16 protein-coding genes and 1 tRNA gene are annotated in these 23162 nt (G+C 45.8%); 4 read left to right on the top strand and 13 right to left on the bottom strand.

What is annotated here, in order from left to right; genetic code table 11:
• Positions 1-3 precede the first annotated feature (3 nt).
• Positions 4-2607, bottom strand: coding sequence for a sensor domain-containing phosphodiesterase (locus AB1N33_RS07800; protein WP_411270985.1), 2604 nt, complete (start codon positions 2605-2607; stop codon positions 4-6).
• A 94-nt stretch (positions 2608-2701) separates the two neighbouring features.
• Positions 2702-3109 carry a c-type cytochrome gene (locus AB1N33_RS07795; RefSeq protein WP_411270984.1) on the bottom strand — a complete coding sequence of 136 codons (408 nt, stop codon included), beginning with the start codon at positions 3107-3109 and terminating at the stop codon, positions 2702-2704.
• 278 nt (positions 3110-3387) lie between these two features.
• Between AB1N33_RS07795 and AB1N33_RS07790 the strand changes: the two genes are divergently transcribed.
• Positions 3388-3464: transfer RNA gene (locus AB1N33_RS07790), tRNA-Arg, on the top strand.
• Positions 3465-3548: 84 nt separating this feature from the next.
• Here AB1N33_RS07790 and AB1N33_RS07785 read toward each other — a convergent pair.
• The 11 genes from AB1N33_RS07785 to AB1N33_RS07735 all read right to left on the bottom strand — a co-directional run bounded on the left by AB1N33_RS07785 (position 3549) and on the right by AB1N33_RS07735 (position 20624).
• Positions 3549-4250, bottom strand: a complete 702-nt coding sequence (locus AB1N33_RS07785) for a hypothetical protein (RefSeq protein ID WP_411270983.1) — start codon at positions 4248-4250, stop codon at positions 3549-3551.
• A 302-nt stretch (positions 4251-4552) separates the two neighbouring features.
• Positions 4553-4939, bottom strand: a complete 387-nt coding sequence (locus tag AB1N33_RS07780) for a hypothetical protein (protein ID WP_411270982.1) — start codon at positions 4937-4939, stop codon at positions 4553-4555.
• A gap of 1 nt (position 4940) precedes the next feature.
• A complete protein-coding gene (brxL, locus tag AB1N33_RS07775; RefSeq protein WP_411270981.1) occupies positions 4941-7025 on the bottom strand; it encodes a BREX system Lon protease-like protein BrxL in 2085 nt (694 codons plus the stop codon).
• 2 nt (positions 7026-7027) lie between these two features.
• Positions 7028-9550, bottom strand: coding sequence for a PglZ domain-containing protein (locus AB1N33_RS07770; RefSeq protein ID WP_411270980.1), 2523 nt, complete (start codon positions 9548-9550; stop codon positions 7028-7030).
• Positions 9551-9695: 145 nt separating this feature from the next.
• Complete coding sequence (locus AB1N33_RS07765; RefSeq protein ID WP_411270979.1) at positions 9696-10820, bottom strand: Fic family protein; 1125 nt, start codon at positions 10818-10820, stop codon at positions 9696-9698.
• A complete protein-coding gene (pglX, locus tag AB1N33_RS07760) occupies positions 10820-14869 on the bottom strand; it encodes a BREX-1 system adenine-specific DNA-methyltransferase PglX (protein ID WP_411270978.1) in 4050 nt (1349 codons plus the stop codon). The genes AB1N33_RS07765 and pglX overlap by 1 nt, the downstream gene beginning before the upstream one ends.
• 59 nt (positions 14870-14928) lie before the next feature.
• Positions 14929-18564 (bottom strand): BREX system P-loop protein BrxC, encoded by a 3636-nt coding sequence (gene brxC / locus AB1N33_RS07755; protein ID WP_411270977.1) that lies wholly within the window; start codon positions 18562-18564, stop codon positions 14929-14931.
• A 29-nt stretch (positions 18565-18593) separates the two neighbouring features.
• Positions 18594-19175, bottom strand: coding sequence for a BREX protein BrxB domain-containing protein (locus AB1N33_RS07750; RefSeq protein WP_411270976.1), 582 nt, complete (start codon positions 19173-19175; stop codon positions 18594-18596).
• On the bottom strand, positions 19156-19947 hold the full coding sequence (locus tag AB1N33_RS07745; protein ID WP_411270975.1) for a DUF1819 family protein: 792 nt from the start codon (positions 19945-19947) through the stop codon (positions 19156-19158). The genes AB1N33_RS07750 and AB1N33_RS07745 overlap by 20 nt, the downstream gene beginning before the upstream one ends.
• A complete protein-coding gene (locus tag AB1N33_RS07740) occupies positions 19934-20449 on the bottom strand; it encodes a BrxE family protein (RefSeq protein WP_411270974.1) in 516 nt (171 codons plus the stop codon). Before AB1N33_RS07740 ends, AB1N33_RS07745 begins: the two co-directional genes overlap by 14 nt.
• On the bottom strand, positions 20439-20624 hold the full coding sequence (locus tag AB1N33_RS07735; protein ID WP_443983618.1) for a helix-turn-helix domain-containing protein: 186 nt from the start codon (positions 20622-20624) through the stop codon (positions 20439-20441). The genes AB1N33_RS07740 and AB1N33_RS07735 overlap by 11 nt, the downstream gene beginning before the upstream one ends.
• A gap of 177 nt (positions 20625-20801) precedes the next feature.
• Here AB1N33_RS07735 and AB1N33_RS07730 point away from each other — a divergent pair, with 177 nt between their 5' ends.
• The 3 genes from AB1N33_RS07730 to AB1N33_RS07720 are packed head-to-tail and all read left to right on the top strand — an operon-like array spanning position 20802 to position 23116.
• Positions 20802-21041 carry a hypothetical protein gene (locus AB1N33_RS07730; protein ID WP_411270972.1) on the top strand — a complete coding sequence of 80 codons (240 nt, stop codon included), beginning with the start codon at positions 20802-20804 and terminating at the stop codon, positions 21039-21041.
• On the top strand, positions 21034-22209 hold the full coding sequence (locus AB1N33_RS07725) for an Arm DNA-binding domain-containing protein (RefSeq protein WP_411270971.1): 1176 nt from the start codon (positions 21034-21036) through the stop codon (positions 22207-22209). Before AB1N33_RS07730 ends, AB1N33_RS07725 begins: the two co-directional genes overlap by 8 nt.
• Positions 22210-22222: 13 nt before the next feature.
• Positions 22223-23116, top strand: coding sequence for an HDIG domain-containing metalloprotein (locus tag AB1N33_RS07720; RefSeq protein WP_411270970.1), 894 nt, complete (start codon positions 22223-22225; stop codon positions 23114-23116).
• The last annotated feature ends 46 nt before the right edge of the window (positions 23117-23162 follow it).

The following is a 23162-nucleotide window of genomic DNA, read 5'->3' as shown; positions in this document are numbered from 1 at the left end:
TGGTTAGCTGCTGGTAACGGTTTGCAGGTTCAGCGGTTTCGAGGTAGCCAGTACCTTGCCCTGAGCGTAGCGACAGTCAATTTCTTTCAGCGCATCCAGCTGTGCCTGTGAATCCACACCCTCGGCAATAACCTTAAAGCGCAGGTGCTCCGAAATCAGCATGACCGACTGGATCAGCTTCAGGTTACGCTGCGAGCGCGGCAGTGACTTCACAAAACGATGGTCAATTTTGATGTAGTCAAACGGGTAGGCGAACAGGTAACTGAGCGACGCCAGTCCGCTGCCAAAGTTGTCCAGCACCAGCGTAATACCCGCACGTTTCAGCTTTTTAATGGCCGGCAGAATGTACTGCGAGCGGCGGTTCAGATCGTTCTCATCAAACTCGAACACCAGCTCTCTGGGCGAAATTTCGTACTGCTCGATAATGGCGATAATTTTATTCACCAGCGACGCCTGCAGCAGGTGGTTAATCGACACATTCACCGCAATATGTTGCGGTGCGTCAGGCATGTTGCGCTGACTGACAATCAGCTCACAGGCTTTGTTCAGCTGAAACAAATCCAGCTCAAGGGTGAGACCGCTTTGCTCGGCAACCTGACGAAATTGCTCGCGGGCCACCTTGCCATAGGTAGGGTGTTGCCAGCGCACATACATTTCATGGTACAGCGGCGCCTTGTCGGCCAGTGTCACAATAGGCTGCAGGAAGTATTCAAACTCTTCCTCGCGCAGCGCGCGGCGGAATTCGTTTTCAAGCTCCAGCTCTTCAATCAGGCGCTCGCGCATGCTCTTATCAAACAGCACCTGTCTGCCGCGCCCCAGCGTTTTAGCCTGGTACATGGCAGCGTCAGCGTCCCGCAGTATTTCATCGGCGGTGCGGTAGTAAGCTTCAAGGTGCGCAATACCAATACTGGCGCCCGAGTACATCTCTTTGCCATCCAGTACAAACGGCTCAGAAATTGACTCAATGATGCGCGAGGCGACCTCTTCAACGTCGGCTAAGTCGTCAAAGTTATCCAGCAGCACCACAAACTCATCACCACCGAGACGGGCGAGCAGGTCGTGACCACGAATACACAGCGATATACGCCGGGCGACCTCTACCAGAAATTCGTCACCGGCATGATGCCCCAGCGTGTCGTTAATCACCTTGAAGCGGTCCAGATCAATAAACAGCACGGCAAACATGTTTTCCGGATGGCGCTGTTTACTCGCAATAGCCAGCTCAAGACGACTGGTAAACATGCTGCGGTTGGGTAAATCGGTCAGCGCGTCATGATGCGCGTCATGAATAAGCTTAAGCTCAATCTCTTTTCTTTCTTCAATTTGCTGTTTAAGAAACTGGTTGGCGCGGTCTAGCTCGGCAGTGCGCTCTTTCACCCGTTCTTCCAGCTCGCTGTTGTAGCGCTGAATCGCCTCGGTACTGCGCTTACGCTCCATGGCAACGGCTATGTGATGCGACACAAAGCGCAGCAGTTCCAGGTCACGGCTGGTGTATTTGGCATGTTTACCGTAGGTCTGAACCGCAATAACACCCGAAATTTCACCGTCAACCACCAAAGGCGAACCCAGCCACGAGTTAGCACTGTTCAGCATGTTCTGCGCCACGCTGACGTCCAGCTCGCCCTGTTCAGCCAGCTCCAGAACCCGCGGCGGGTTAATCAGCTCGGCCTGGCCAGAGCGCAGTACAAATTCGGTCAGCCCCAGCCCCAGCGGACGACGCTCGGCAGACTCTGCCTGGGTGTCACTGAAATACGGGAATTCCAGGTATTCCTTGGTGTCATCCAGGGTGGCAATAAAACAGTTCGGGGCGCTGATAAGGCGCGCCAGAATGTCGTGCAGACTGGAATAGAAGGCATTCATGTCGCCTTCCAGGTTGGCCGCCAGTTCAGAGATTTCAAACAGCGCCTGCTGCAGTGACTCTACTTTCTGGCGCTCCAGAATTTCTTCCTGCAGGTCGTCGTTAATCTGGCGAAGCTGGCGGGTACGCTCACGAATGGTGCGCTCGGTAAGCTCGCGGTTTTTCACCCGGTCTACTGTGGTCACAATGTGCTGCGACACGAACAACAGCACTTCCAGATCTTCCTGCGTGTAGGTGACATCGGCATCGTAGGTTTGCACCACCATGGCACCAATCACCTGGGTGCCGCGTTTTAACGGTACGCCCAGCAACTGTTCAGGCTGCGACCCGAATAACTGCACGCCGGTCTCTTCAGAGAAAAGGTGCACGTCATCATGATTGAAGAAAATATGGTTACCGGTTTTCAGAATATAGCCGGTAATACCGTCCATCAGCTGGTCGGCAGGCAGCTGTTTTACGGTTTGCTCGTCGAACTCGTCAACAAAGTAGGCAAAATCGATAATGTTGGCGTCGCGTTCATAAAACGCCACAAAGAAATTGTCCGCATTCATGAAGTCGCCAATGATTTCATGAATAGCAGAATACAGGCGGTTGAGGTGACTTACCGAACTGGCCAGCTCGGAAATGTCGAATAACGCTTTCTGAACGCGCTCGGCACGTTTGTACTTGTCTGTAAGCTGTTGAAGCTGCGGGATTAACTCGCGCAGCTCTTCTTCTGACAGCTCATTCTGCGTTAAATCTGATGACATTCCCTGGGCCATGACGGGTAGCGTAAAATTCGATCTGCTTACGCTACCTTATTTGCAGTAAAAAGGCGAATTTCCGTCCAAGCTGGAAACGCGATCAGATGCCTTCGATCATGTACTCAATAGCTGCTTTGATCTCGTCGTCAGAACACGCGCCACAGGTACCTCGAGGAGGCATTGCATTAATACCGTTCAGGGCATTTTCCCATACGCCGTCAAGACCACGGTCGTCCAGGCGAGGCTGCCAGTCTGCGGCTTCACGATATTTTGGGGCACCCAGTACGCCAGCACCATGGCAGGCAGAACAGGCTGAGTTGTAAACATCTTCACCGCTGCGGGCACCACCGGCCGCTGCGCCATTACCTGCTGCGCTTGCACCAGCAACGTGCACTTTACCTACCGGCTTGATGCGCTCAAGAATTTCATCATTATTGGTATCCTGCGCGTTTGCAGCGAATACGGTTAATGCAGAGGCGATAACACATAACCAGGTTTTCAATTTCACATCTGTCTCCAGGCAGTCTTTATTCGTTACATCTTCGTGCCCGATTATAACGGTAAATGATGCGTGAACAACTGTTTGCGGCTAAATACCTACAAAAACAGCGGAATAAAAATTCACCAACCAGACAGTGTGTACCCGCCATTGGCGACAAATAAGTTGAAGCACACCGCGCGCATCAGTATCATACGCCCACTCATCGCAGTCTGGCCGCTCTGGCAACGCTGCATGACAGGTTGCCACATGAAACATTTTTCATACCGCAATCCGCACATTTCGATGCACCCGTAGCTCAGCTGGATAGAGCGTTGCCCTCCGGAGGCAAAGGTCATAGGTTCGAATCCTATCGGGTGCGCCATTCTCCGCCTATATTGTGGCGAAAGTAATTGCTAACCTGAACGGCATCTGTGACCAGATTGCGACCAAATTCCTGTTTAACATCTCAATGTATCTTACGACCATGTGGCAATTGGCTATCAAATGCTAATGAGAAGCTTTGGTAGAAATCTAGCTGTTGATTCACAAGGTTTAAACTAGAGCGTGCGACTTTTAGTATGTCTTTCATAGCAGAAGATGTGATGTCGAAAAACCAACACGCAGCCTCCAAATTCTGAGGGTGGCTATTTATAGTGACGTCTCCCTGAACCTCGTTTGCTTTTTTCCGTGTTTCAATAACCAGAGTCCCTGAGCCAAAGTTTGGGTGAACAAACTCAGAGAGAAGGTCATAATAATCTAGTGATTTAGGGATTGGTCCTTTCTTTAACGCTCTTAAAGCATCATTGGAGTGTGTTTTTCGTACAGCTTCAGTTTCAACGTGTTCAGATGATTCACGTCCAGTTAGTTCGTATATAAAAGATGCCCAATCGAAATCTGAGCCCTCAAGCGACTTACGCAACCGCTCTATAGTCTCCAATTGCAAAGTGATAAATTCAGAATTCCAATTTTGTATTTTTTGCTCAGACGCTCCTACAAGTTTTGGGTAAGCGGCCAAAAGCTTTTTAGTCTGATTTGAATTTTTCAGAATCTTATTGTTATGAAGATAGAAATGGGCAATTTCTTCAAAAAGTGCTCGACAACAAGTCATTGCAACCAACCAATTTGCCGACTTTAATGCGTCTAAGTAACCTGTCCACAATGATTTCATCTTGTGGCCTGATTGATACAGCCATCTCCCTAAGAGACTTTCTACAACGTTTGATAGTGCTTCCACAGGACTCTTATACAAAACCTTCAACGATGATGGAGAGACCTCGTAGAATTCTCTGATACGTGCGCCTTTTAGATGGCAAATGATTTTGTCGAACTTACTGCACTCGTCTAAAAAATCAGAAAATTCCGACCGATTCTTTTCGGATAGAGAACCTTTAATGTCTGTATCTAACTGCCTAATCCAACTTGGAAAGAAGTCTTCCATCATCTGCCTCGTTACGGATAGAGTTTTTTAGTTTAAGACATATCCCATTCTTCAACTAAGCATAACGACTCTGGTGAGCAGCGCTTAATAATATTCTGATTTACTACGATATTCGGGATGTAATCTGCGCTGACATAGTAGTCATCACCGATCACATTTGAACCATACTTTTCCGGCTCTTTGATAAGTTGGGGTAGAACATAGTTAAATGGAACGGTATAGCGATTTGGGTAATAGTTGTTGCCGCCTCGATATTCAGCAATGCCTTGTTTTTCCAGTTTTTGTATCCATAAGCCGCTATAAGGGCCTACCTTAAAGGTGGCGAACAAATGACTGTTTCTGAGGCTGGCAAACTGGTCAATAGGGTGTTCTTTAACATCCTCATCAATCAGAAATATTTCATATTCAAAGCCAAGCAAATCAGTCTCCTGTACCTTTGAATATGTCAATTTTTGTCTCAAGACACTTTCTTAACATGAGGTCATGGGTTCCGATACCGAACCAGCTATCAGGCTTCTGATAAAAATCGAGGCCTCTGCCAATTTTAACCACCCAGCCGTTGTCGATGCGGATTTCTCGATCATGAAGGTGTTCATTGACCTTAATGTCCAGTTTGATGTCCAGTTCGAGCAAGCTTTGTTTAACCTCGCCGAGTCGTTCAGCTACCTCTTTTACATCAGTATCCTCATCGTAGCTCGTAATTAATCTAATGGTCTTGACCGTTGGCGTCTTAATTACTGCCTCGCAGAATCGAACGAAATTGTGAATTTGATGAGACAGTCGAATGTAAGGATCTTCTATTTCGACCGACTTAGCGCCTACTAGGTAAGGTGAAATAAGTGACTCGTAGCTATACCCGGTTGCCCCATAATGAATCGTAAAATGTTGTTCCTCAGGTTCAACCGTTTCGGCTTGTATTTCGTCTTGGTCAGCGACTTTAACAACGTTCTCTTTTGTCTTAATGACGGGTGCCGGCACATCATCATCAACAGGCAACTGCTCTTCATCAGCTTCGCCATGAATGTTCTTGCGAATTGGTTCTTGTGTCGCTGAAGCCTCTTTTGATTCAGGGCAGTAAACAACCACTTCTTCGCCTGATGATGAAACATAGGATAGGTTAATTCTTGCAAACTCATCATCCGACTTGCGTTTGTTCATTTGCTCTTTCACGCGGCGACGAGCTTCAACCGCATAAGCAACGTATTCTTCAAACTCTTCATCCGACGCCGTAACGCCCGGGTGCAATATCTTCAAGAAAGCAGCAACCGTCTTCTTTATGCCTTTCTCGTCTCGTCCCTCAACAGCACGACCCAGTCTGATGCGCTTACTCACCTCTTCATAGCGATTGGTTTGCTTAAGCTGATAATGAAAAGCTTCAGCTAAATAATCGGTAATGAAGCCATAGTTTGCGGTCAAAAAGTCGCTGCTGTTCTTTGGCATTTCCCAACCTGGCAAGTAGCATGCAAAGCGATCCATTACAGCGAGGTCAAATTCCTTGGGCAAAGGTTGAAATAGGTCATAGACATCTGAATTGACGATCTGCTCAACAGATAAATCAAGGTTTCCAACAAACGCCATCGACGCATCTGCAATCACCTCAACACCTCGGGAAAAGCGACCGTTCGCCATAAAATCTTTCATGATTTGAATGGTGTCGGGATCTTTGACTTTAATGCCACCTACTTCGTCGAATGCCACGGTATCCCAATAGCCGACCAAACCAATTTTTTTGCGTTGGTTATTGTAGAAAAGCGTCGCCTTTGTCGCTTGGCCACCACTAATTAGTGTTGAATAGGGCGAGAATTCACTGAAAAAGTAAGACTTACCGGTCCCGCGAGGCCCTAACTCGATAAAGTTAAAGTTTGGCTCAACTAATGGCAGTAGTCTGGCTATAAAATGCATCTTAACGCGATGCTCAAGCCTTGAAGGTTCCAAACCGACGGATCTTAGAATGATATTAATCCATTCTTCTCTGGAACAGCTTTTACGCCCTTCACAATATTGCTCGAAGCTAAAACGACTCAACTGTATAGGTCTTAAGTCCTCGATATAAAACGCGTAGTTGTCTTCCTCAATATCGTTGTAGGCAATCGTTACTTCAGCCCAAAGTCCTCCCTGAAGAAGGCGATCATTTTCTCGATAAAACTTTTCACCAATAGCGACTTTGCGCGAATCGAAATTTTCCAATGCCGCCCAATGTCGGCGGTCTTTCTCAACATAGTTCACGTGCACTTTGTCGATGAAGCGGTATTTACCCTTTGTTGCCACCTTCGACTGTGCTTTGTTGGCTTCGTTAGGCCTCACATAGTTGTCATTCAGTGTATCTAATACCGCTTCCATGCCGGCTTGAATTTCAGCTTCATCATCACTGGCACAATATCTGGCGAGCAAGAACTCAAGCACGAATGTAGGAACGTTTGTCCCTTTTTTTATGCGGTGTACCAGGTCTTTTCTGACAACCTTGCCTCCGAAGAGATCATTAAGCTTTTTATCAATTGAATCCATATTTACACCGTATAATCCGTCTCAAGTTCTACTTGGCAATAAGTCGCCATGGTCGTCGGGTTGAGTGCTTTAACCTTAAACACACCCTCGAATTCTAAGTGCATCTTAAGTGTAATTTGCGCTTTGTCACCTGGCCTTAAGGTTATAGTGCCCGTTGCTGGGTTAACTGCTCCCCCAGGTTTTGATTCGCCAACCACATTGTTTTTCTTGTCGTGGGCTTCAAGTAAGATTTCGAAATCACTGCCTTGTGAAAACATGTCTTGGGTCTCAACGGCAATTTCTATAACCGGCAACCTTGTCGTGATGCGTTTCGCGCCATTTTTGTAGCTCAATATCACGTTTGCCTGCTCAATGGGGGCTTGATCTGGAGCATCGAGTTGTAAAGTGATCACCGGTACCACGCACTCCTGCAATGAGGTGCCACCATGGTAATAAAGCATGCCCGATTTATATGACGCCATAGTAAGTGGCCCAGCAAGTTTAGGCATGTTGCTACGTATACCAACTTTATCTGAAGGCATGGCGAAATGATGCTGATCGGTAGCACCATCACCTAACAGACAGCGCTCGTGAATATTGAGCCAATCACCAGACAGTTTGTTACAAGTATCGCCCGCTTGTGCATGGGTATTCATAAAGAAACCATGGTCGGTAACAATCACGACATCACGGAATCCGGCAGATTTAAGTTTATGCGTGGCTACTCGGATGCGTTTGAGCGCATTCATTATTTCCGTTGGTGCCGTGTCAGGATGATTTTCAAAATGACCGTCAATTTCTACACTGCGCAAGACCAATAACTCGGTACCGTCGTCCACTTTAAACCGGTTTCGCACATAATCCTCCAGACGGCCTTCTTGAAAGCGGGCACCGTAACGCTTTCGAATCAGCTCCATGCGTTGGGTAACCGTTTTTATCTCTTGACCATTGATGGAAGGAACGAGCTTTCCATCTACCTTATTGAGCTCGAGACTCTTGCCTGCATCTGGTAACAGACTTGCCATACCAACTAGAGTGATACTAGGGAGCTGCGCAAGTGCTGGGGTAAGTTCAACTTTGCCGTCTTCTGCTAGTTGTTGCTCTAATGCAACACCTAGTTCGTAGCGAAGAGCATCTACCATTAAATAAGCAACTTTGTGACCGCTCTGGGCAAGTTTTGGTGCAACCAACTTGTCAAACACGTCCGTGTTAGAAAGATAACTAGTGAGTGGCCAGCCTTCACTCTGAAGGTGTTTGGTAAACAACAACTGAAGCTTTTCAATTAGTCGACCATATTGCTTGCGAACCTGCTGCTGAAGAGGGTGAAGGAGGCCTTGCGTGTCTTGCCAATCATAATCGCTCACTGCTTGCTCAAATTCCCGATGCAGCCGGTCAACTTCACGGAATTGCGAGATATAAAAAGTGACAAGAGCATCCATGGAACGAGTATGTTCCGCCAAAAGTCGTTCGTTATCCTGACACGCTTCGACTAACGCTAGGCTGGAACGAAGAAGATCCCACTGTGATTGACTCTCACCTTTACCCGTCCATACTGACTGAGCATGACGCGAGAGTATTTGACGTATTTTGTCAGTGTCGTCACGTTGCAGCGCCTCTATGGCTTGATTTAAAAAGGTTCGCTCTTCAAACGGAAAGGTATCCCGCTCTCCTAAATCTTTAATGCCGCTACATAAGGCTTTGAGATCTAATTCTGCCTCGGCACTTTCAGCGCGCTCGATATACGTAGCCTGTGTGCGTCGATCGCTGCGCAGCCGCTCACAAATATCTGTCAAAAGCGGCTCTGCTGCATCGGCAGCACGGGGCACGTCAACCAGTTGAGCCGGCAAGTCTTCTGGTAGATCAAATGCAAACTCACTAAATAACACAAAGCGCCATAACTCTTCAGCGATAGCAGACCAAGTCTTTCCTCGTGTTTTTAGTGTAAGACCAATGCTGGTATTAAGTAGATCTTTGGCTTCTTGTATCCAACTATCACTTGCCTTCAGGGCACTTTGCTGAGCATCGCTCGGTACCAACAGACTGAATAAAATATCGCGAGTTGACTCTACGTCCAATGTGGCTCGAAGATTTGGCCAGTTTAATCCACCACCAATGGCGTCGATTACCGCAAAACTAGGGTTAGAATCTTGATCAAATAGCGCTCTGACTTGGGTGGCGTGATCTGGCTTGGCTTTTAAACAAATACTTAAATAGCTATCACCATCGCTACTTGGGAAAACAGCACCGCAAGCACTGTATAATGCGTACGGGTCTTTTTGCTTGTCTTCATCTTCTAACGGTTTAGAGGCGGGTATATAAACTAACAGTTGGTCAATTTTATTTGACCCGAGCTCGTTCAACGCATGAATGGCCGCACCGCGAGCTTTAATGCTGGACTCCGTTGCATCAACTACTTCGCACTTTTCACTAGCTAGGGCTAAACAAGCTTCCCGGTAACGTTGCTCTGCGTCATACACAACTAGCACTTGGTATTTTTCTAATCTCGGCGCGAATACCTGCTCTTGAATGAATTTTTGAATACTCACTGTTTATTATTCCCCATTTGTCGCTCACTTTTGAGCGGCAAATTACTTTATAGATCATTTAAAGGCTAAAGTGGCCCACAAATATCTTCGTGGATATTCTATGCACGACAAGTTGGCTTGCCGTGCATATTTCTAAAAATATGAGCTAAAAAGCATTCACACCTTCGGCCAAGTTTAATAATTCCGGAAATATGTACACGGTCGCACGACGACCAGCGCCCTTGCGCATCGGCCGCAAAATTTCAGCATTACCTAATTCGGTCAGCAAGCGTTTGGCTGTTGCATCAGGTATGCTCGCATGGCCAGTAAAATCGGTGGATTTAAAAATGGGACGCTCAAATATCCAATCCAGCGCATGTATCGCATATTGGGATCGGGTGACCGCCGCTACTTTGACCTTCATTTGGTTATACAGGGCTAAAATATCAGCCGCCTTAGTTTGGTTGAGCTCGGCCTGTTGTTTAATCGCTTTAAGGAAGAAAATACACCATGGTGTCCAATCGCCTTGTGCAGAAACGGCTAAAAGACGGTCATAATATTCATCACGATTGGCCTCGAAAAAAGCAGAGATGTAAAACATTGGTGCTTTAATTAGACTACGTTGCCATAAAAACAGTGGCACTAGCATTCGCCCCAAACGTCCATTACCATCTAAAAATGGGTGTAGGGCTTCAAATTCTGCATGTAACACAGCCAGCTGTACTAGCATGTCTGGTTCTTCAGTATGAATGTACTTTTCAAAGGCAGACATACCATCGGGCAATTTGTCCGCACTAATTGGAACAAAGCGGGCAGTATCAATCGTACATCCGTGTGGGCCGATCCAATTAGGAATTTTGCGATATTCACCCGGGCTTTTATTGGTCCCGCGAACACCGCTCATAAGCACCGCATGAGTTTCTCGAATCACGCGTTGGCTCAAAGGAAATGTTCTCAACATTGATTCAGCATGTCTGATAGCCGCTCGATAATTTAATACTTCTTGAATATCGGCTTTTCTGTCTGGTGCAAATTCCGCGGTATCGCTTTCACCTTGTGCTTCATACTGCAATACCTCCCCCATAGTTGCTTGGGTGCCCTCAATTCGGGAAGATAGCACTGCTTCTTGTGTAGTAAGGGGGCTCAGCAACACTGCTGCATTGGGGATGGCGGCCAAAGTGCCATCATAGCGGGCGATGGCCGCATTGGCCGGACCTATATGCGGAATAAGTTGCTCCCAGTCGATGTCTTTGGGAGGAAATAACCCTAAGTGATATTGAACTGCTGCCATTATTTTACCTCTTCCGCGAGCTTTTTAACCAAAGCTGTCAGCTCTGCTTCATTAAGGTCTTTCGGTTGCCATTCAAGCTTGGTTTCTCCGGTGAGTTTTTTGCCGCGTTTTACCGGAACCTCAACCTCGTGCCAAAAGTGATCTTCTACATCATGAGCGATGGCGAGACTGCGATCTTGATGACACTTTCGCAATACTCGTTCTGGCCAAATGCTGCAGGCCAAGTGCGCCCAGTCGTAGTCTCCGTTTTCCAGCTTCTCCCAGGTTTCTTTGAGCTTCTTCTGCCAGGCTCTGTGTTGGAATAACTTCCACAACGGCGCAGCAGTAATTTGCACGCCATCATTTAAATTGGGCTTCCAGAATTTAGCCAAACGCAGCAATTCATCACGAAAGTCACGAAGCTCCGCGGCCAAGTCGCTGAGTTTCTCAAGTTCTTTTTCTTCCTGGTTACTACGGGCGGATTTGCTGCGAAGGCCAGTCAGGTCTTGTTCGACTTGTGTTAACTTTCCGTGTGGTCCATCAATGAAATCGTTGACGCAGGCATAGAGGGTTTGTTCATTTAGGCGGTTATAATAAACCCATAGGGTCATTGATTTAGAATGTGATTGCATTGGCAGATATATCGGGGCTTTTCGTCCGTTCTTACTGTATCGAGACAAATGAAAATCAAAGAATTTATTGGGATTTTTTAGTAGCTCAGATAAAGTTTCTATGTCTGACAGAAGAGCCGTTAATTGTTCGTCTGCTTGAACTTTAAGGCTATTAAATATCGCTAACAATTCTTCTCGTATACTAGCGATTGATTCTCCATGTAAACAGATAACGGAACGTCTAGACTCATCACTATTCAATGCAAGTGACTTCAAGGCTTCTTCTGCGAATGGATCTAGATTTGCTATGCAGGCATGCTTATCTTCGATCGAAACTAGTTTCCAACGTCCAAATAGCAAACCGAGTAGATATGAAAACGAGTCAAGCCAGTTGTATTTGTACCAATTCACTGCGCGTCGATTAGCCCATTTTGGCATTATTTGTTCATTGATGAATGCCAAATCTGATTCCTCTAGATTTAGCTTCTCTAGCATTAACTTGTTTGCATTTTCTTCTGAAAGATCGATCGCGGTGAGAGCCGTTTCCTTAGCGTGATCAAATTCTTCTTTACTAAAAGGAGGCCTCAAAAACGCGTGATCGATTTCGTCAAATGACGACAGGAAACGAACATTCTGATAATTCTGAAGTGCATATTTTTCAAGTGTGGCTTGTTCATTTTCACTCAATCTAGGAAATGGAATCCTAGCAACATCACCTTCTTGATATTGCGGGTTCATCGACCAGCTTTCCTTTCTTAAGGACACTAAATATTGGCATGCAGGTGTGTTAATAGCTTGCATTAACGCTGCATTGCTAATGTTCCTACCAAAAATGCCTTTCCCTGCGACACTAAAATAGCCTCCAGCAGGAATAATGCTGGTGCGCAAGAATGTAGTACGTTGACCAAACGTCAGGCCAGGCTCAAAATAATCGTTCTCAGGGTGTAAAACCCAATCTAGATTACCATTTAGATACGGATATTTTTGGATGAGATTTGCTTTAATTTCAGCAAGATCGCCAATGTCTTTTAATACAAGTTCTACATCTGAATAATACGCAGTTAGCTCACCGCCTTTTGCGTATGGCTTCCATCTAGTTTCATTTTGTGGCACTTCCCACCAAGCTCGTGAGTATCTGTACTCATCCCTTGGGGCAAGTCCCATTTGTACACTCGCATAATTATCATCCAAAGCTTTCAAACGAGGCAGTGTATTAAGAAATTCGTTACTCACCCAATAACAAAGTGGCGCATCTGGAAGCCTTAAGAAATCCTGAATCTTTCTTAGTCTTACCCTTGGATCCATCAAATCAAAGGATGCAAGAGCATATAAAGAGCTAGGCTTGTTTTCAATATCATGAAACATTCCAAAGCTAGCATTTGCCGAAAGGTTGCTTTGACTTCTAATGACATAGCATGCGGTTTCATTCATGGCGTCGTCTAGAATCCCTTCTCCTAGATCGGCCATAAATTCAATTTGGCTTTTGCCAATCGCAATATCTCGTCGCCATTGGCTGAGAGAGTTTAAATAAAAACATGTTCTTGAAGTAATTGATCCAAACAGGGCATTTGGATGGGTTATATCAATGGCTCTTGTATAAAAAGAAGAACCAAGTTCCGCGACACCGGAGCCCGAGTACTCAGTGTCCAAATACTTTGCGACTGATTTATTACCTTGACCGAAAGGAGGGTTCATTAACAGCACGTCAAATCGCTTTCGACATAAATCAATAAATGCAAATCCCTTAGCGGCATCCTTAGCAAACAATCGTTTCTGGTCCGCATTCGATTCCGCCTGGTCGGCGTATTCTCTCAGCGCCTCCAGAATACGCTGCTCGGCATCGTCCCAAAAGGTTTCATCATCTATACCACGCAAGTCAAACGTCTGAGTGGTTTTTGACGTCGCTGCTTTTAACTCTGCCGGAAACATATCTTTAGACATGTTTTTACCGCTTTCCTTCTGCCACTGCTCACGGGCTTTATGAATGGCGGTTTGAATTTCTTCTTCGATTTTCAGCAAGGTTCCGGCTTCACCGGCCAACTGCATTTTGTCGAAGATCACTTCTAGCATCTGGCCTAATACAGGAGGGTTCAGATTGCTAGTAAACTCTTGCAAAAGAGCTTTCTCGCCCGGCATAGGTTCGGCGCAGACGATATTGGATTTAACAACGGTCGGGCGCTGTTGAGGTTTAATACCTTGCTGGTGCCAGGCCCGTTGGGCGCGCTGCCATAAACTCAAACCGGCGATTTGTACCGCGCGAGGGTCAATGTCTACCCCGTGGATATTGTGCTCAATGATGAGTTTAGGTATCTGCTGCTGAAATGCCTTCAATGAATCAAACGTGCTTAGCAGCGACTGCTGACCTTCCTCCCGAGTGAAGGCATCTTTCCCCAATTGCTGTTCTAGCTGCCAGGCTTCGAGGTAAATGCGTTCAAACAAGTCAAAGGCATACAAACCAAAGTGCATGGAGCCGCAAGCCGGATCGAGCATGCGAATACTGCGAGGGTCTTTAAGAGGTCGATGGGGAATATATACTGGCTGTTTTAGCAGTTCCTCTTGGCTTAAAGCTTCTGTTTCGTCGTGCTCTGACTCAGGTGCATTCTCACCGGGCTTTAAGAAAATTTCAGACGGGCGACGTACCAGGTAACAGCAGCTATCCACCAGTGCGGTGTTGCCCTGGGTCATCTCGTACCAAATGCGTCCAAGGGTATTGTCCGTTAAAAACTCGACCACATAGCGAGGCGTAAAAAACTGGTTGCGTACCGCTAGCTCGCGGCTATTGCGCGGTGCCTGAGATTCGGCGCGCATTTTCTTGCGCTCTTCTTGGGAATTAAAGTACTGGTAAATCCATCCAATTGTCTCGTCTTCCGCCCACAGGTGCTCGATTTCATGGTGATTTATTTCGGCTAGAAGTTCTAACAGCGCACTTTCACGAGGAAACAATAAACCCTGGGTACTGTGACGGTCGAATAAGACAGCCAAGTCGAGACTAAATTCATCAAATAAGCTAAATAAGTAGTTGCGGTAAGCATCACCAGTTTCGCCCAGAGCTGTACCTGAAAGCTGTCGATAAAGCTGAAAGCCTTTTGAGTTGTGAGCTTTGGCAACAGACTCCAGCAAAAAGCCGCGTGCCTCGGCCATTCGCAGTGCAGACAGCCTATTAAGAATGGTAAATGCCTGTTCGCGGACTATACGATCTAATACTTGTTTAATTCGGTCCTTTTCACCTTTTCCCGGAGTCGTCGTCAAATAATGCGCGAGCGTTTCCCGCAATAGATGAGCGGTTTGCCGCTGGCGGTTGTCCAGGTGAGTAAGGCTTTCAATAGTCGCTATCGTACCTTGTTTTGGATCCAAGCCATAAGTCGCCTGAAGCTGGCGAGTAAATTCTTCACTCAAAATTGCCCGTGCATTACTCACAAATTTTTGCAGACGATTGCGAGTGCTTTGATCAAATGCCATTCAATGTCTTCCTATTATTCTTTTACGCCCATTGCCCCGGTTTTCCAGGCTAGTTTTGTTTATTCGTCAGTGTCATTTACATTGATTTCGAGTTCGAATTCATGGGCGAATTTTAATTCTCCACGCAGTTGCTCTAGCTGGGTAATAAGCTGGTTAAGCTCTGTCATGCTAGTAATGCGCTTTTTGGGCTGAAGGCTGCGGGTGATTTTCTGCTGGCCAGCTTTTCTTGCTTCTTCCTGCTCTTCTCTAAGCTTATCCTGCAGACGCTGCTGTCCAATATCTTGGATACGTCCCTTTAAGTGTTGCAACTGCGACTGGATGCTGTATTCCTGATTGACTAAGGTACGCAAGCCAACGAGATCTTCTGTCGCGGTTACTGCCAGATTTTCTAAATCACTTTGTATATTGTTTTGTTCTTGCTGAGTGAGTTCTTTCCACTCTGCAATACGCGCCAGGTCCTGCTCGGCATCTTTAATACGCTGACTTTGTTCGTTCTGCAGGGTAATAACCGTATCGCGCACGCGGCTCTTAATATGCGTAAGTTGACTTGCAAAGTCGGTGTGATATTTAAAAAAGTCACTTTGGCTTAAGCGGTCACTCAATTCGCTTAACGTGTCAGCCAACTCAGTCTTTAAGACTCCTGGCGTACCACTGGTTGGCAGGGCATCCAATGCGTTACGGTATTCTTGAAGCTCAGTGATCGTTTCTTCTAGCCCTTGCTCCAGACTGCGCTTGAGTTCAGCAGCCCACTTCAAATTATCGAAGAGCTCAGATTCCTCACCACCTAGTCTCGCAGGCGCATCGGAGGCGTCAATAAAAAGTACATCTTTGATTTCACCACTAAGGGTATCTACACGTTCTGTGCCTGGTAAACCCAGTCGACGCAGCTTTTCTGCTAAAGGCCCGTATTGGTGTTGTAACTGAGGAAATAACTTAATGGTAGCCTTACTGATTTCATCTTCTAATTGGATGACAACTTCACCGGAAAGCTCAGTCAGTCTTTGTGCAGCCCTATCCAGAGCTTCCATACTGGGTTTTTCGATCCTAAGCTCTACACCGACTGACTTAAATGAATTATTGGTTTTAAGAGCTTCTATTGCTTGTTGACCGATTACAGTCACTTCGCGGCCAGCAACCTTAAGTTTGATCTCTCCGGCATATAGCATTGCAGCTAATAAATAACGCAATGTATCCTGTGACCAGCCGTAAGGAGCATCAGTAAATATTTCGCTTAAGCGCTTGCCCTCAATGGTACCTTGGCGCTCGATAATGTCGCTGATACTCGTAATAGCTTTATGCTCGGTATTGATGGACGGCCTACCACCATTGCGTTGCACCAAGCCCAGCGGGTCAATTTCACTGGTGATGCCTGCCAAACTGTTGGCACTGAGAAACTTCTCGGCTAGGTTAGTGTTAGCTCTAACCGGTGCTTCGTTATAACGGTCAAAAACTTGTTCAGCTACCTGACTCAGGTGTTTTTTTGCGGCTTCCAGTAGCTTGAGGTCGAGACTTTCGATGGCCGTTACTTCACCCCTGAAAATAAAAGATCCTTGAGTCAAGCTGCGGCGCAGCAAGCCTTCTAGCTCGGCCATCTTGCGATTGGCGATATCGCTTTGGCTGGCACAATATTCTTTAACCTCTTGGTCTGGTTCATTGCGGTACTTGTTTGCAATTTCCTTGCAGCGGTATATATCTCCGACGAGCTCATCCATTTCTGGAGAAGTGCGCCCGAGTGCGAAAATTGTGTACTGCGTTGTTTTGTGTCGACTCTCATCAGTTAAGCGCGCCTTAGCCGCGTCGTAGTCTTTTACATCAACAAGCTCTACGATGGTCTGAACGGTATTACGTTCTCCGGCAATTGATGCAGGAATACCTCCAGCATATTGAGCCTTAAGCCCCGTTTGCACAGATAGTGTCCCGTGTAGGTGTGTTGATGGAAGAGGGGAGTAGGATTCTTTAAGGGCTTCACTCTGAATCCTGCGTAATTCAGCACTACGCAAGGGAATGCTGGCTCTCTCTTGCTCTATATCATTGAGCTTTTCGCTGAAGAAGCACAGATTGCCTTCCTGTTCACCGAAGGGGACGATTGCATCGTTAATCAGTTCATCAACAGCCTGCTTGACTGCATCGGCATTGGACACATCGCTAATGCCGGCATGCATTAAGCTGGTGATGTTTTGCAGCGAGATAGGTAAGTTACCCAAAATCTGCAGCACACATACGGTCTTTGCAATATTTTGATGTAATACCGAGTCAGGAAAGCGAATCTTCACTTTACTCACTGACTGGTAAAGAGAGAGATAGCCCTTTTCGATATCTTTCTTCAATGCATCGAACAAAGTAACGGTGTTGGCAAGCCAACCTACTGGCTGATTTGCTATTGGTGTAGAGTCATCAACGCCTTCGACTAGCACATCTTGAATCACTTTTATCGCAGAGCGCAGGCCGATACCGCCTGTTGATTTGGCGAGTGCGCCAAGAAGGTGCAGCAAAATATCAAAGTGTGCGGGTAAGAACGGGTATAGATTAACGAAGGTCTGCTTGTCAAAATCTGCACCATACGCGCGAGCGTCAACCAGCTTGGTGTGATTGCGAAGCGCTTGGCCATGCTTATCAAAAAGAGAGCCCAGTTCAGCTTCGCCGGAGGGGGATTTGCCCAAGAGTCTGCTATAGCATATTTCTTTGATGTCATTGGCTTCGAGATCGATTTGAATTGGGAAGCGGTCTTTCAGCTTGTATAACTCTGGTGAGTTTAATGACGCTTTTGGGTCATCCTCAGTCAACGTTTGTTGCGCTGTACCGATCACCCAAACTTTTCCATCGCCAATGTTTTTCAGGTTTTTAGCTAGGCCGTCCAAGTTCAGAATCAGGTTTTGGCGAGAGCCTACATACTGACCCACTTCGTCTATGATGAAGATGATATGTTCTTTACCTGACGCCTCACGTGCGATTTCTATCATTTCTTCAACGCGATCGTTTTCAAAACGAATAACCTCACTGGTTTCCGTTGTGAACGATGTTGGTGTTTTAAATAGAGCCGGATACATCTGGTGAGCCAATTCGGGAATGACACTGTCGACAACTAACTCGTCGTTACGATAATCGCCCCAATCTAGGCCTTCTGTGTAATCACTAAACAGTTTTAAGAATTCACTGTGACGATCATCTTTCTTTACTCTGCGTTCAAACGCAGCCACTTTAAGGTTTCGTGAATATCCTGCCCATTGCAGCACCTTGTAATAGAGCACGGTAGACACTTCTTCCATCGTTGCTCCAGCTACTTGCTCGCTGGCAAGGTCTAACATCAGTACAGCAGCAGGGAATTGCTTGGCAACCGACGATAACAAGGCTTTTGTTGTTGATTTTTTTAATCTGTCTTGAAGGTGCTGAATGAATGGGGTGCCGTCGATTTTGATATTGTCATCAAATGCAAGACCAAGATATTTAGTAAATGAGCTTTTACCAGAGCCATAGAAGCCCGACACCCAGACGCCGACCTCATTTTCTCCGCCGGCCGCCATTGCCGCTTGCATTTTTGAAAGTAATTTTTCGAATTGCTCTTCAATACTCTCAGTAACAACGTATTCTGAAATTTCTGCCTTGAGTCTAGCTTCTTGAGAAACGCCATAGGTGATGACTTTCTCAATATTACGATAGATGTCTTTGTTATTGTCGAATAGTGACTTGATTTCCATTTCTACTTCCTGAATCTTTTGCTATTGAATTAACCGCCAACGTGTACTGAACGATAGTTCCCATCTTCCGGATAAAACCCAAGAAACTTCAATCGGGTTTTTCCAGTTCGTACCCCAGGGTAAAAAAATACGGTTGGAACGTGGAACTTGCCTTGTAATTGACTTTCTATCGAGCCGATCCTGAGATAGGGGTGAAGCGCCTCTATATCGGTCACCAAAAGTATATTGCTTGGTTTATCCTCAAGCTCTGCAAGCACGGTCTCGAGCTTGTTTTGCAATGCGCCTTTTTTGGTAAGAGCTTCAGCCAACGAATTATTGGTTTTTTGCCATTGAAGCGGCGCTGCTGAATCCTGCTTTTCCCACGTTTTTTTTATGAACGGTGGCATCTCATCAAAAACCTCTTGGATTGCCTGAGCGATAGAAAAACGATGAACAGTCCAACCGTCATTCTTGAGCTTAGCCTCCCACGCTGGCATTTGGCGCTTTACTTCCAAAATTTGCTCAGGTCTAAAAACCAAATAGAAAATAGGTTCAAAGCTGGCGTGGGCAAATTCTCGCCCTGCGCGAACGCGTTCCATCAGTTCATTGAAATCAGCCTTCAATGATGACATCGATTACATCCTCCATCGTCTTTAACTGCCAACTTATACGGGTGACATCCCCCGCAGATTGAACAATCAACCATCCATTCTTAGCCAGCTTCTTCAGCTCCTCTCTTACATCTAAAGGTTCCAGGCCTAATAGTTTCCAGCATTTATGATTTATTACTGCGTTATCGCCTAATCCAGAAAAATGAAGCCAATAAGAGAGATAAAGTGCCGTTGACTGCTGCAATCTAACGGGTTGAATTGTGCGTTTAGACACTCGGCCAGAGGACAAAAGACCATAATCGGCGCAGCAACCAAGAAGGTACGAAGACACTCGTTTGATCATTGAGTCGGCCCATGGTTTTTGTGTTTTTCCTTCTCGGACAGCATTCAAGACGAACTCCCTTGCGTCATCATTAGTAATTATATCGTGGCCGCCGGAATACTTGCCCCAGAAAATATCTGTAATGAAATCGAATAAAACTTGATTTGCTAGTGCAGTGTGAATAAGTAAAAATTGAACAAATTCAGCAGAGGTGGCCTTTGAAGCCAGCCTTTTAAGATTTGTTGCCACGCCGGACTTGATATAACGAGGTACAAAACATTCGCTAATGATGTTACGTAACCTTCTTGCTGAAATCATCGGAAAAAGGCCTGAATTCAGCGATTTATTATACAATTCAGTACTCGTCATGCCCTCATCATATAAAGAGAGTAAAAGCTTGGTCTCCTCAACTAAACCGAGCCCAGCCCCTAACTGTGTGGTGTAAAGCTTTTCTGAGTTAGGCTTCGGCATTTTGTCCCCTCATGAATGGGAGGCATTTGATACCTTGTTTGAATGCACTTAGATATAAACCCGCACTAGTTAGCAGTAGATGCTCCAAATTCTTATCTTCAAACAATCCTATGTTGGTGGGGCCATCTTGTGCGATAGCTTCAATAGCCAATTCCGATAATCGTTGCTGCGCATCTTCTATGGACTTCAGATTAGCAATGGCTTGGTGTTCGGCTGTCATTTGTTGCACGGCATTTGCAACGTCTCGTTCAATTGAAACGGGAAGCCTGTAAAGATGATAGTTATGCCCGACTCCAACATACTCATCATGCACTAACAATGCGGCCTCAGCGACACCGTGATATTGCGACAGTAGGGTAGTCCTTGGAAAAGTATGTTGTAAGAATGCACCGCTAGAAGCGCCCAAAAAATTACTTCCCCACCAGTTGTGCTGTGCCTTTTCTCCAAGGTATCCGACAAGAAGCCTAATTTCTGCAATTACCTCAGCGACTTTATTTTGCATCCGATACTTTCTCCAGTAACTCGCCCACTTCACAATCAAATAACTCACACAGTTTGTCGATAGCATCAAGGTCGATGCGTTGAGCTGTCTCTTTGTAAAGAAGGGTGACTGTATTCCGGTTTAAGCCGGTTTCTCTGGCCACATCCATTATCTTCATCTTTTTTTCGCCCATCAAGCGAGCTAAATGACACCTAATCACACCGTTTAACCTCGTAAATGACTTAATGTCATTCAGGATGGCAAAAAGCCATTGACAAATGCATTTTGTGATGCATAATGTCATTTAGAATGACAAATTGAATTCTGAAATGAATATTTGCTTTTTAATCTATCACAAAATGAGGTAATAGCCATGCAAGTCATTTCTCACTATCTAACCACCGCGGAGCTATCGAAGCTCATCAAATACGACTGTCGTACCATTAGGGAGCGACTTAAAGACTCTGTTTTGATTGAGGGAGTTCACTACATCCGTCCTTTCGGAGGCCGGAAAATACTGTATGACTGGGAAGCGATCCAACGGGATATGAAAAAGTTTTCTCAGGATGCCATGGGTATTCCAATGACTAACGGAGGTTTGTCTCATGGCTAGCATCAATGTCAGAAAGGAGACAGGGAAATTATATATTGATTTTCGGTATCGAAATATTCGCTGCAGGGAGCAAACAGAGTTACGAGATACACCGGGTAACAGAAAGCGACTGCAGACACTGGTTGATAAGGTAGAGGCAGAAATATTACTTGGCCAGTTTGATTACGCTGCAACGTTTCCGAACAGTAACAAGTTAGCGAAGTTTCAGAAACTCGATGCGGCCAATAATAGCGTAGCGGTTGTTCCTACGTTCGCTGAGTTTGCACAGCTTTGGTTTGACGAGCTTTCCGTACAGTGGCGAGAGAGTTACAAAAAGACGGTGGAGCTGCTGTTGTCATCCCGTCTTATTCCCTACTTTGGAGAACTTTCATTAGATGAAATATCTAAGCCACAAATTCTGCAATTTCGTGCTGAATTATGTAAACAGCAAAAGCCTGATGGCACGTGTTTATCTCCCTCATATATCAACCGGTATATGAAATTGTTACGCGCAATCTTGAATGAGGGAGCAGATAGGTATGAGTTCCAGACACCTTATAAAGGAATAAAGCCGCTAAAAGTTAAGCGGACTGATATCAACCCTTTTACACCTGACGAAATAGTCACGTTGCTTGAGACTTTGCGAGAAGACTTTCGTGATTACTATACAGTTCGCTTCTTTACCGGAATGCGGACCGGCGAAATTGATGGGCTCAAATGGCGTTATGTCGACTTTGAGAAACGTCTAATCTACATTCGCGAAACCATCGTCGGTGGCAGAGAAGAGTATACCAAGAACGACTTTAGCCAGCGCGACGTGCAGATGAGTGAGCCGGTATATCAGGCGTTAAAGTCTATGCAGGAAAGAACCGGGCAAAATACGTTTGTCTTTGTGAATCAGAATGGAAATCCATTAGATCACAATTTGGTCACAAAACGGGTTTGGTATCCATTGTTAAGAAAACTTGGGTTTGAGAAACGCAACCCGTATCAGACTCGTCATACTGCAGCCACGTTATGGCTCGCATCTGGGGAAAACCCCACCTGGATTGCTTATCAGTTGGGGCATGCCAATACTGAAATGCTATTTCGTGTGTACAGTCGTTATGTTCCCAATCTGACTCGTCAGGACGGGCGCGAAGCGGATAGCTTGTTTCTTCGTATTCTTAATAAACCTAATGAGAAGTGACCTAAGGGAGGCGATGATGAATCATAAAGATGATATTTCAAAACAACCTATGCTGACCCGGGTCAATGAACTGAACCGGTTCATCGGTAAATATGTGATAACTCGCGTGCGACACGGATACGATGCCAAAAAGAGAAAATTCACAACATTGACGTTGTCAGATGCGTCAGCAGTGATTCAGGTGTATTGCGATTACGCGCGATATTTGGAAGCTGCCGTTACCCCGTCATATCCCGCGTTTGTCGAAGTCACATTACTCCAAAACGGTAATGTTTACTGCTTTTGGTGTAAATATTTGGAAAGGTGTGAGTACGGGAGCGCTATAGGAAATCATTTATCCGCGATCCCCTTAGATCTTTGCCAAAGCCCATCCTCACTGGCAGACCTGGTTGATTTGTACGAGCAAATTACGGACTGCTACCTTAGAGAGTTTCTGACAAGCGTTTTGCTGCAACCGGAAGTGTGTCACAAGTTTATACAGTGTCCGGCGAGCATTAACTATCATCATAATTATCCCGGCGGCCTGCTTGCTCATTCTGTTGAGACTGCCAAGATCCTTGCTAATGAGTGTTTCTTTGGGACTATAGACAAACAAGTCGCCATCGTTGCAGGTTTACTTCACGATATCGGGAAAACTCAAACATTGTCGCCTGATATACAAAGAACGCAGATTGGAAAGCTTGTGGATCATGGGCAACTGACACTGGAAATATGTGCAGTTCAACTCAAACGACTCAGTGAACAATCGCCTTATTTCGCTAATCAACTTCGGCATGCCTGGACATGTTACTCACCGAATGCAAGGTTTGGTTTCAAACCTCAAACAGCCGTCGCGAGGGCACTTCAATATGCTGACAAGCGCAGTGCTGACGGTGCTTTACATCGTCCATACAGACTGACCAGCTAAGATGATTCATAACCGTGGTTATGAAATTAATTAAATTAAAGAAATT

The sequence above is a fragment of the Alteromonas nitratireducens genome (genome assembly GCF_040812025.1).
Taxonomy (GTDB): domain Bacteria; phylum Pseudomonadota; class Gammaproteobacteria; order Enterobacterales; family Alteromonadaceae; genus Alteromonas; species Alteromonas nitratireducens.
Note: the sequence above shows the minus strand (reverse complement) of the source record. Positions and strands in the feature narration are given on the sequence as shown.